Here is a 10,947-nt window from a genome sequence, read left to right as displayed (position 1 = left end):
ATCGAATACTCCGCCTTCGACGGCCAGTGGTACCGCTTCGTCGACACTCACTGAGCGAGGTCGCCGAAGACCTCCTCGAGTGCACTCGCCGTCGCGGCCCGGGTGATCCATTCGGTGAGGCGGGCATGATCGGTGCAGGTCTCGATCTCGGCGGCGAGTACTGCGGGGATGTCGAAGCCGCGGGCGCCAAGGAGGGTGAGCAACGCTTTGGCTTCGCCCTTGGCTTCGCCTCTGGTCTCGCCCTTGGCTTCACCTTCGGCCATGCCGTCGGCGTAGAGCTGCTTGAAGAACTGGCTGTAGTACGGGGACGTGTCGGTCGTCATCAGCATCTCCAGGAAGTGCCGGGCCGCTGCTTTCGGCAGTGCGGCCAGTACCAGGTCAATGTACCTTTTGCCGTCCGCTGAGTCGTGTGCTGTCGCGGCGAGGGCGGTGAGAATAGCGTCGCGTTCGGGGTCGTTGCGGTGGGCGATTGCGGACAGGGCGGCGAGATCGGGGCGCTCGAGCGCGGTGTGGGTGTCGCTGACCACCGGCACGTTGGCCGGGCTGAGCACCATGGGCGACAGGGTGAACCCGGGCGCTACGGTGATCGGACGACGGCAGTGGGTCGCGGCGCGCTCGTTCGGGCACACGACCACCAGCAGGACGAGGCAGCGCAGGCGCGCGCGCAGGGTCGTCAGGTAGACCGGCCAGCTCCACGCCTTGTCGTCGTCGCGCTGCAGTTGCACCTCCACCACGATGCCGAGAACCGGGACGCCGGCGGCGGTGAGCGTGACGACCAAGTCCGCGCGGTACTCGGTCGGTTCGATGTCGGGTAGGTCGCCCGAGTCCACGCGCGCCTGATCGAACTCGGGGAGCGATAGTCCGAGTGTGGAGGTCAGCAGTTCCGCGACCAAAGTCGGTCTGCGCCGGACCAATTCGATGAGGACTTCGTGTACCGACGAGGGCATGGCGCGGACGTTACCGATAGCCACCGACACGTCCGGGTGGGCTGGATCACCACTCGAACGGGAGTGGTTGGCGGGGCTCGATCCAGAGGGCTTCGGCGAGGGCGCAGAGGGTGCCGTCGGGGCGGGCCAGGGCGACGCCGACAGTATGTTTCCGGCCGTTCGCGGAGATCGGCCAGCCGTAGGAGACGTAGGGATCGCCGGCACGGACCGGTTCGAATTGCGTGGCGGTGAGCGCGGCGGTGACCGCTCCCGGGCGCAGGTCGCGCAGGGCCATCGCGGCCCAGCCGCCGGGGCAATCCAGAGCGGCCCACACGTTCTCGGTGGAGAGCAGGCCGTCGGGTCCGCCGAGCAGGGGATCGGGAATCCACGCGGCGACGACCATGTCGTGGGCCGTCATGGCCCAGGGCGAGAGGCGCAAGCCACGGCCGGGCGGGCAGGCGGCGCCGCAGCCATAGCAGTGGCTCATCTTGCGCAGCGCGTCGGCGGTCGCACTCGCCGTCCGCGCCTGCGCCCAAGTGGGCGCGGGCGGCGGCGTGACGGCAACCGTGGCGGCGGACGCTTCGGCGAGCACCGTGCCGTCCTGATCGGTGAGCGTCGCGCCGCCCGCGCCGTCGGCGGCCAGCACCACGGGGGTGTCCACCGACACTCTGCGCCGGAAATCGACGCGTACCTGCGCCGAACCGCTCGCGGCGGCGAGCATGCCTGCCACGTACCCGCCGAACGCCACCCCCGGATAGCCGCGCACGTGTCCAGGCACCGTGAATGTGTCCGTCCGAATCATCTGCTGCCCAACCTCTCCCGGCCGACGATCATGACCCGGCTCAGCCGACCATACCGTCGCGGCGCCGCCGGGCGACGCGACGCCCCCGCCAGGCCATTCCACGCCATCCGGGCAGTGCCTCCCTCGCGGCACGCCCGCGCAGGTCGAGGGGATGGCGGAATATCCGCCGTTCCGCCGACTGTTGCGCCCAGACGTGACGAAAGCTGGAGCGAACGTACTGATCGTGTACGCCCACCCGAAGCCGGACTCACTCACCGGCGCGCTGCAAGACGTTGCCGTGCGGCAGCTGCGAGCAGACGATCCAGCTTGGCTCGGCGCGCTTCGCCGAGGTCGCCGATGACCTGCGGCGGCGGATGCCGGATCCGGCGGAGCTGGAGCCGATTCCGTATCGCCCGCAAGCCGGGGGCGACTACGACCGCAGCCTGCGTCTCGAGACGCGCGGGGCGACCGGATTCGAGTTGCATGTCGCGTCGTGACCTGGTGGTCACGGCGGTGGGGCTGCCCCGCGCTGGGTGAGCAGCATCCCCATCGTCCCCGCTTCCTGGCCCTGGCCGTGGATCATGGCACGGGCGATCTCCTTGACCGGTCCGGAGCCGAGCAGACCGTCGGCGGCCTCGGCCATCGCGATTCCGCCCTGGTGATGCCGGTACATCAACTGCAGGAAGAGCACTTCCGCGTCGCGGCCGCGCGCCGTCGCGAGGGCATCCAGCTCCGCGGTGCTCGCCATCCCGGGCATGAGGGGAGCGGGGGCGGTCGGCGCGCCCGCTGCCGGATGCGGGTGCGGTGCGGCCTCGGCGGCGTGCATCCACGCCATCGGATGAGCGGAGCTGGGTGCGGCCTCCGCCAGGCGCAGCCAGCCGAGCATGGTGCCGATCTCCAGGCGCTGGGTGCGGTCGAGTTGCTCGGCCAGCCGGGTGATAGCCGGGTCCACCGAGCGATCGAGCCGCTGCACCATGAACAGCGCTTGCTGGTGATGGGCGGTCATGTCCTGGACGAATCCGATCTCCACCGCGGTGAGGATCGGCGCGGCCGAGTGGTTGTCCGGGAAAATCAGTGGTCGCAGCGCGGCGCCGAGCACGAGCAGCGCGAAGGCCGCCGACGCCAGAGCCGCGGTTCGCGTCATATGCCGCATCGCTACGATCCGACGATCGACTGCTGGTCCGCCGGAGGCGAGTACACGTCGTCGTCCAGTCGCAGCACCATGAATCCGTTGTCCGAGCACGAGACGTAGAGCTGCGAGCCGCGCCATTCCGGCGGCGAGAGACACCAATCGGTGGACACGTCGCCGAAGGCGAGCCGGCCGGTACGCGGGGTGGTGGCATCCAGCGGGTCGAACTGTCCCTCCAGCACGGCGCGCAGCGCGGAGGGTGTGCTCATCAGTGGAACGCCGATGAGGGAGGCGAGCGCGTGCGGCGAGTTCCACAGACTCAGGTTCTGGCCGGTCCGGGCGGGCGGGTTGTAATAGGCGATCTCGCGGATGGCGAAAGGATCGCGGATGTCGAACACTCGGATGCCGGAGGAGATCCACCCGCAGGCCAGCGCCGTCGGGTTCACCTGGCGGTCCGCCGCGCAGTAGTGCGATTCGTAGGCGAAGGCGGAGCCGCCCATGGAGGAGCCGATATTGCTGTCGAGGTGCTGTGGCAGGTTGATCTCGAGCTTGATCTTGTTGACCACCTCGGGCGCGGTCTCGTCGGAGATGTCGACGAGTTTGACGCCGCCGGAACCGCCTTCGTCGACGGTGTAGAGGTAGGGCTTGCCGTCGTAGCTGACCGGGACACTGTGCTGGGTCGCCCAGCCGTCCGTCCAGAACACCCGGCCGATATGGTGCACCTGCGGATTCGGATCGCGGCGCTGCACCGCGCTGATATCGAGGACGGTGAATCCGCCCAGCGCGGAGAGGTACATCCGGTTGCCGTCGGGGCTGATGCCGAAGCCGTGCGCCTCGATGCCGGTCAGCCCCTGCCACACCACGCGCGGGTGGGCCGGGTCGGTGAGGTCGACCGCGCTGACGAAACCGGGTGCGATCCCGGACGCCCAATACGTGTTGCCGTCCGGGGAGAAGCCGCCCTCGTGCGTGGTGATCGGCAGCGGCATCAGCAGATTCGTTCCTGGGCCCGGATTCAGCAGCCGCGGATGCGCGCAATCGGAGACGTCGTAGACCGACAGGTAGCCCACGCCCTCGCCGACCGGGACGCCGGTGCCGACCAGCAGCTTGCGCGCGGTGTTGACCTTGAGGCTCTCCCAGGTGCCCGCGAGCATGGCGGGCTCGGTCAGCGTCACCGTCGGGCGCGGATGCGCCGGATCGGACACGTCGAGCACCTGGACGCCGCGCCCCTCGCCGATCAAGTTGCCGGGGAAGAACGAGCCCAGGTAGGCGCAGTGCTCGAAGCTGGTGGAGGTGATCCCCGCCCCGCGCCCGGCGTAGCCGCCGACGAAGGACATATTGCACCGGTAGCCCTGTGTGCTGCGCCCGCTGTCGCGGTCGGCGGCGGTGACATCGCCCTGCAGACCGTTCTCGGGTGCGGCGCCCGGCCCGCAGTCGGCGCGGGGGACCGAGGTGCGCCCGACGTCGAGGAACTCTTGGACGGCATTACGGGTCTCCGACTGCGGATCGGCGGAGGCGCTCACGGGCAGTAGCACGGCGGTGAGAATGCCGATGGTGAGCAGAGCCAGCGGTTTGGCAGGGCGCAGTCCGGTCACTGGGTGCATCGTCGCGTCCCCCAACTTAGTCTTCGAGTTCGTCTGGTCAGGGTGACTGGGACAGTCACCACTGAACTGACTGAATGGTAGTAATCCTCGATAACTTCGGGGGAGGTTTCCTCGAATCCCGCGCGGATTCGCGAAGTTTTCCGTCCAGCCGCGTCAGCGTGGGTGGATAGGCTCCGTGCGCTCTGCTGCGTCGTCTGCCGCCAGCAGTTCGTCGCAGACGCGCAGCAAGGTGCGGCGCAGTTCGGCTGCGCGCTGCGCCAGCGCGGATTGGGCGCGGACGTATTCCGCGCGCCCAGCGGGCGTCTCGATGCACACCGGCTCGTAGCCGAACTCCGACAGGTCGTAGGGGCTGGCGCGCATGTCGAGTTCGCGGGCGGCACAGGCCGACTCGAAACAGTCCAGCAGCAACTCGGAGGAGATCAGCGGGACCAGCTTGAAGCCCCACTTGTACAGGTCCATGTTCGCGTGCAGGCAGCCCGGCTGTTCGCGGCGCAGCTGGTCGGCGCGGGTGAGCGGCTCGGCATTGCGGCCGACGGCTTCCGGGGTGAAGAAGCGGAAGGCGTCGAAATGCGTGCAGCGCAACGACATCGAGTCGACCACCGCGTCGGTGCCCGCTCGTCCCAGACGCAGCGGAACCTTCTGGTGCCGGATGTCGTCGGTGCGATACACCATCGCCCATTCGTGCAGCCCGAAGCAGGACAGCTGGGCGGGCCGGGACGCGGTGGCCCGCAACAGGTTCGCGGCGAACGTGATGGTGTCGCGGCGTTTGGCCAGGTAGGCGGGATCCGCCGAGTAGATGTCCGCGGTGGGTGTCCCGGCATCCGAACCGCACGCGGCGACCAGGTGATAACCCCGTGCGCCGTGGTACTCGACGGCATCCGCGAGCCCTATGCCGTACCCCGGATGCCAGCGTCGCAACTGGGCGGGTTTGTGCCCGTAGTAGGTGAACAAGAAGTCGATCACCGGGTGCGACGAACCTCGCGCCCGCCGCTCGAGATAGGGCCCGACCAACTCGTCCAGCCGGGCCCGGTGCGCGGCGGCGCTCGCCCGCCACCGCGCACCGGACAGCACGCGCATGGTCACCGCGCCCCGGCCTGTTCGGCGACGCTCGCCGCTCCGGTCGTCATTCGCCCACTCGATGCGTGCCGTCTCGGACGGTGCCGACGAACTCCTCCACCAGATCCTCCAGGGCGACGATGCCGGTGGTGTTGCCCCGCTCGTCCACCACCCGGCCGAGATGGCTGTTCGTGCGGCGTAGCCGCGCCAGCGCCTCGTAGAGCGTGGTTCTCATGCCGACCGTGGGCAACGGGCGGATATCGGTGCGCGGAATCGGCGTCCCCGGCCCGGCGCTCTCGTCGGCGACCTTGTCGAGCACGTCCTTGACGTGCAGGTAGCCGACCAGCGAGCCGTCGCTCGCCCGCACCGGGAAGCGGGAGAACCCGGTCTCGGCGACGGCGGATTCGGTGTCGCCGAGCGTGGTCCCGTTGCCGCGCAGCGGGATCGATCGGGTCGCGTCCAGCGGCACCATCACGTCGGCGACCACCCGGTCACTGGTGCCGAGCGCCTGCGTGAGCCGACGATGCTCCTCTTCGTCGAGCAAGCCCTCGGAGCGGGACTCGCCGATCATCTCGGCCAGCTCCACCGTCGAGACGGTGGCCTCGAGTTCGTCCTTCGGCTCGATCCGCAGCAGGCGCAGCGACAGGTTGGCGCACAGGTTGTAGAACGCGATGAGCGGGCGGGCCAGCCGCAGCCACATCAGGTGCACCGGGACCAGCAGCAGCGCGCTGCGTTCCGGCCCGGCCAGCGCGATGTTCTTCGGGATCATCTCGCCGAACAGGATGTGCAGGACGACCACGATGGTCAGCGCGATCGCGAACGCCACCGGGTGCAGCAGTTGCTCGGGCAGGCCGAGCAACTCGAACGGCCCCTCCAGCAGATGCGCGACGGCGGGCTCGCCGACGCGGCCGAGCAGGATCGAGCAGATGGTGATGCCCAGCTGCGCGGCGGCGAGCATCATCGAGAGGTTCTCGCCCGCCCGGATGACGGTGTTCGCGTTGCGCTTGCCCTGCGCGGCCAGCGCTTCCAACCGGTCGCGGCGGGCGGAGATGAGCGCGAACTCCGCGGCGACGAAGAAGGCGTTGCCGCCCAGCAGCACGACGGTTAGCAGGACGCCGAACAGATCACCCATTGCTGTGCTCCTTGGTGGCGAGGGCGTCGGCGTCGACCGGGATCAGCCGGATCCGGTCGATGCGCCGTCCGTCCATGCGCTCCACCCGGGCGATCCAGCCGCCCTCGTCGTGGCCGTCGGTCACCGTCCACTGCTGCGAGCGGGGATTCGGCAGCACGACTTCGTCGCCCGTCACCGGGATGCGGCCGAGCCTGGTGAGCACGAGGCCGCCGAGCGTCTCGTACTCGCCTTCGGGGGCGTCGTACCCGGTCGCACGGGAGACCTCGTCGATGCGCAGCAGGCCCGAGCAGTCCCAGCCGTCGGAGACGCGGCGCACGTCGCGCTCCTCCTCGTCGTGCTCGTCGCGGACGTCGCCGAGGATCTCCTCGATGATGTCCTCCATGGTGACCAGGCCCGCGGTGCCGCCGTACTCGTCCACGACGAGGGCGACCTGCATGCCGTCGGCGCGGACGCGCTCGAGCACCTCGTCGCCGTCCAGGCTGGCGGGCACGATGGGCACCGGCTGGGCGAGCCGGTGCAGGGGGAACGTCCCGCGCGCGTGCGCCGGACGGGTGAAGGCCTGCTTGACGTGCACGAAGCCGAGGGTGTTGTCGAGGTCGCCGTCGATCACCGGGAAACGGGAGTAGCCGGTGCGGCCCGCCGCGTCGATCAGATCGGCGATGGTGTCGCTCTTGTCCAGCGCTTCGATCTTCACACGCGGCGTCATCAGTTCCTCGGCGCTGCGCTCGCCGAACTGCAGGGAGCGATCCATCACCTGGGCGGTGGGCTGGTCCAGCGCGCCGCGCAGCGCGGAGGTGCGCACCAGGGAGCCCAGTTCCTGCGGCGAGCGGGCCGAGCGCAACTCCTCGGCGGGTTCGACGCCGAGCCTGCGGACCACCCAGTTGGCGGTGCCGTTGAGGAAGTGGATCATCCACTTGAACACCACCGAGAACGCGATCATCGGTCCGGCCGTGACACGGGCGGTGGCCAGCGCCTTGGCGATGGCGATGTTCTTGGGCACCAGCTCGCCGTAGATCATCGACAGCGAGGTGGCCAGGATCAGGGCCAGCGTCAAGGCGACGCCACCGGCGGCGGTCTCGCTCAGCCCGATGCCGGTGAACACCGGATTCAGCAACCTGGCCAGCACCGGCTCGGCGATGTAACCGGTGATCAGCGTCGTGATGGTGATGCCGAGCTGGGCGCCGGACAGCTGGAACGACAGGGTGCGGTGGGCCTTGCGAACCATCCGGGCGCGGACGTCACCGGTGCGGGCGTGCGCCTCGACGGTGCTGCGCTCCAGAGCGGTGAGGGAGAATTCCGCGGCGACGAACAGGGCGGTGCCGACGGTGAGTGCGATGAACCCGAGCAGGCTGAGCGCGGTGAGCGCGATGGACATCGTCAGCACCACCTGAGCGGTGCCGGGAGAGAGCCTGTGCGGAGTGGGACTACTGCGGGGAGGGGAACGCCGGGATGGTCACCCGGCTCGGTAGAGGAGCCCTCCTGTACGGCGCCCTCGGACGCGGGTGACAACTGGATCCTTTCGCAAACGAGTCGTGGTGCCGGTGTCCGGCAACCACCATGCTACCGGCCCGCGTGCCGAGCGGCGCGGGCCGGTGCCGGTGTGATTCGCGTGTCGGCGCTCACCAACCGCTGGGCAGCGGGCGGCCCTCGGCGAATCCGGCCGCGGACTGCACGCCGAGCACGGCCCTGTCGTGGAATTCGGCGAGCGTGCGGGCCCCCGCGTACGTGCACGCGCTGCGCACGCCCGAGCAGATGTGGTCGAGCAGGTCCTCGACGCCGGGACGCTCGGGGTCCAGCCGCATCCGGGAGCTGGAGATGCCCTCTTCGAACAGCGCCTTACGCGCGCGGTCGAATTCGCTGTCGGAGGCGGTGCGGGCGGCGACGGCCCGCTTGGAGGCCATGCCGAAGCTCTCCTTGTACGCGTTGCCGTCGCGATCGACGCGCAGGTCACCGGGGGACTCGTAGGTGCCTGCGAACCAGGAGCCGATCATCACGTTGGACGCGCCCGCGGCCAGCGCGAGCGCCACGTCGCGGGGATGGCGCACGCCGCCGTCGGCCCAGATGTGCACGCCGAGTTCCGCGGCGGCGGCCGCGCATTCGGCCACCGCGGAGAACTGCGGGCGTCCCACGCCGGTCATCATCCGGGTGGTGCACATGGCGCCGGGCCCGACACCGACCTTGACGATGTCCGCGCCCGCCTCGGCGAGATCCCTGGTGCCCTCGGCGGAGACCACGTTGCCCGCGACCAGCGGGACGCCGAGCCCGAGATCGCGCACCGCGGAGAGGGTTTCGAGCATTTTGGCCTGGTGACCGTGGGCGGTGTCGATGACGAGCAGGTCGGCGCCCGAATCCACCAGGGACTTGGCCTTCGCGGCCACGTCGCCGTTGATGCCCACCGCGGCCGCGACGCGCAGCCTGCCGGTGGCGTCCACGGCGGGCTGGTAGATGCCCGCGCGCAGGGCGCCGGTGCGGGTCAGCACTCCGGCCAGGGTGCCGTCCTCGGCGGTGAGCACGGCGAAGTCGGCGTGCTCGGCGTGCAGCAGGTCGAACAGATCGCGGGGGGTGGTGGTCGCGGGGGCCCGCACGAAATCGGTGACCGCGACCTCGCGCAGCCGGGCGAAGCGGTCGACGTCGGCGCAGGCGGCCTCGGTGACCACGCCGACCGGGCGGCCGCCGTCGACCACCACCACCGCGCCGTGGGCACGCTTGTGCATGAGCGCCACGGCCTCGGAGACCGAGCGATCGGGGTCGAGGGTCACGGGGGTGTCGGCGGTGAGCGAGCGGCTCTTGACGAAGGCGATGGTGTCGGCGGCGGCGGTGATCGGCAGGTCCTGCGGCAGGACGACGAGGCCGCCGCGGCGGGCCACGGTCTCGGCCATTCTGCGCCCGGCGACGGCGGTCATGTTGGCCACGACGATCGGGATGGTGGTGCCGGACCCGTCGGTCGTCGACAGATCGACGTCGAAGCGCGACGCGACGTCCGTCCGGTTCGGGACGAGGAAGAGGTCGTCGTAGGTCAGGTCGTACGGCGGCTGATGACCGGGGAGAAAGCGCACTCGACCGATCATAACCGGGAGCCGCCCGGCGCGGGCTCTTCTGCGCGAGGGTCTCAGGCGGCCGCTTGGGCGCGCGACAGCGAGAGGGTGGCGGCGCCCATGACGAGCACCGCCCCCGCGACGACGACCAGCCCGGCGGTGTCGGTGCGCAACCGCTCGTCCAGCACGGCGAAGCCGACGAACGCGGCGGCCAGCGGCTCGGCGATCGTGACGGCGGGCAGCGACGCGGTGAGTGGCCCGGCCTGGTAGGCGCGCTGTTGCAGGTACACGCCCGCACCGCCGCTCGCGATGAGCGCCCAGGTCTGCCAAGCGCCGAGCACGGCGCCGAGGCCGTGTCCGAACCGGTCGGTCACATAGGAGGTGAGGGCGGCGGCCAGCCCGTAGAGCGCACCGCTCGCGGCGCCGAGCAGCAGCGCGCGCCACTGCGGAGCACGCGCGGCGACGCCCGCGGCCGTGGCGGCGGCGATCAGGCCGAGCAGGATGCCCAGCGGCAGGAGCCAATCCCGCAGCGGCGCATCGGCATCGCCTGCGGTCGGATTGCCGACGAGCAGGAAGCAGGCCAGCGCTGCGGTGAGCGCGAGGGCGGTAGCCCAGGTGCGCGGCGCGACGCGGCGGTGGTTGAGCCGGGCGGACAGCGGCAGCGCGAAGACCAGCGCGCTCACCAGGATCGGCTGCACCAGCAGGACCGCGCCCAGGGCGAGCGCGGCGACCTGCATGGCGTATCCGCCGCTGTCGCCGACCACGCCCGCCCACCAGCGGGGATCGCGCAGCAACCCGCGGACCAGCGACTCGCCCTCCGGCACCGCGGCCGCCGCGCGCTGCTGCGCGACGGCGGCGACCGCGAACAGCAGCGCCGCGAGCAGGGCGCACAGGACGGCGGCCGCCGGATGGGTCGACACCAGCCTAGTTTGCTAAACGATTGCCTCGGTTCGAAGGCTGCTGGGTTCGTACGGCGCGTCGCCGTGTCCGGCCGGGCGTGTCGCCGGACGCGGGGGCTGCGGCGCGCCCGGAGAACCCACCCGTCGTGCCCGAATTGCGGGCGGAAGCGCCGTTGGCCGACGCGGCCACACGCCCTCCGGTGTTGCTCGTGGCGGGTTTGGCGTTGCCGCGCCGACGCGCAGGCGCGGTGGCCGATTCGCCGACGCGGCCCGACCCGGCGGTCGTCCTGGCTGCGGATTGCTGCACCGGACCGCCACGGCCACCGGTCGCCGCCGGCTCTGCGCGCCTGCCCGGCTTGCGTCGCGCGGATTTCGCGGGGGCCGGGGC

11 protein-coding genes are annotated in these 10,947 nt (G+C 70.7%); 2 read left to right on the top strand and 9 right to left on the bottom strand.

Going from position 1 to position 10,947, the window contains the following annotated elements:
* Positions 1-47: 47 nt before the first annotated feature.
* Both HOV91_RS36785 and HOV91_RS36780 read right to left on the bottom strand, forming a co-directional pair.
* Positions 48-947 (bottom strand): hypothetical protein, encoded by a 900-nt coding sequence (locus HOV91_RS36785; protein ID WP_174189817.1) that lies wholly within the window; start codon positions 945-947, stop codon positions 48-50.
* Between the two features lie 46 nt (positions 948-993).
* A complete protein-coding gene (locus HOV91_RS36780; RefSeq protein WP_174189816.1) occupies positions 994-1,728 on the bottom strand; it encodes a PaaI family thioesterase in 735 nt (244 codons plus the stop codon).
* Positions 1,729-2,000: 272 nt separating this feature from the next.
* Between HOV91_RS36780 and HOV91_RS36775 the strand changes: the two genes are divergently transcribed.
* Positions 2,001-2,204, top strand: a complete 204-nt coding sequence (locus HOV91_RS36775) for a hypothetical protein (RefSeq protein WP_174189815.1) — start codon at positions 2,001-2,003, stop codon at positions 2,202-2,204.
* An 8-nt stretch (positions 2,205-2,212) separates the two neighbouring features.
* On the opposite strand, the gene HOV91_RS36770 is transcribed toward HOV91_RS36775, so the two are convergent.
* The 7 genes from HOV91_RS36770 to HOV91_RS36740 all read right to left on the bottom strand — a co-directional run bounded on the left by HOV91_RS36770 (position 2,213) and on the right by HOV91_RS36740 (position 10,580).
* Positions 2,213-2,860, bottom strand: coding sequence for a DUF305 domain-containing protein (locus HOV91_RS36770; protein ID WP_174189814.1), 648 nt, complete (start codon positions 2,858-2,860; stop codon positions 2,213-2,215).
* A 2-nt stretch (positions 2,861-2,862) separates the two neighbouring features.
* Entirely contained in the window at positions 2,863-4,437 is a 1,575-nt protein-coding gene (locus tag HOV91_RS36765) for an LVIVD repeat-containing protein (protein WP_174189813.1), read from the bottom strand.
* Positions 4,438-4,590: 153 nt separating this feature from the next.
* Positions 4,591-5,514, bottom strand: a complete 924-nt coding sequence (locus tag HOV91_RS36760) for a 3-methyladenine DNA glycosylase (protein WP_174189818.1) — start codon at positions 5,512-5,514, stop codon at positions 4,591-4,593.
* Positions 5,515-5,560: 46 nt separating this feature from the next.
* Entirely contained in the window at positions 5,561-6,625 is a 1,065-nt protein-coding gene (locus HOV91_RS36755; RefSeq protein ID WP_174189812.1) for a hemolysin family protein, read from the bottom strand.
* The gene (locus HOV91_RS36750) at positions 6,618-8,000 is read right to left on the bottom strand and encodes a hemolysin family protein (protein WP_174189811.1); all 1,383 of its coding nucleotides are present in this window, start codon (positions 7,998-8,000) and stop codon (positions 6,618-6,620) included. The genes HOV91_RS36755 and HOV91_RS36750 overlap by 8 nt, the downstream gene beginning before the upstream one ends.
* A 244-nt stretch (positions 8,001-8,244) precedes the next feature.
* Complete coding sequence (locus tag HOV91_RS36745; protein WP_174189810.1) at positions 8,245-9,681, bottom strand: GuaB1 family IMP dehydrogenase-related protein; 1,437 nt, start codon at positions 9,679-9,681, stop codon at positions 8,245-8,247.
* Between the two features lie 53 nt (positions 9,682-9,734).
* Positions 9,735-10,580 carry a DMT family transporter gene (locus tag HOV91_RS36740; RefSeq protein WP_174189809.1) on the bottom strand — a complete coding sequence of 282 codons (846 nt, stop codon included), beginning with the start codon at positions 10,578-10,580 and terminating at the stop codon, positions 9,735-9,737.
* A gap of 125 nt (positions 10,581-10,705) precedes the next feature.
* On the opposite strand from HOV91_RS36740, the gene HOV91_RS39620 reads away from it, so the two are divergent.
* Positions 10,706-10,947 (top strand): hypothetical protein (locus tag HOV91_RS39620; protein WP_217441530.1); only part of this gene is annotated, 242 nt, incomplete at its 3' end.

This window comes from Nocardia barduliensis, assembly GCF_013315795.1.
GTDB classification, from domain to species: domain Bacteria; phylum Actinomycetota; class Actinomycetes; order Mycobacteriales; family Mycobacteriaceae; genus Nocardia; species Nocardia barduliensis.
Note: the sequence above shows the minus strand (reverse complement) of the source record. Positions and strands in the feature narration are given on the sequence as shown.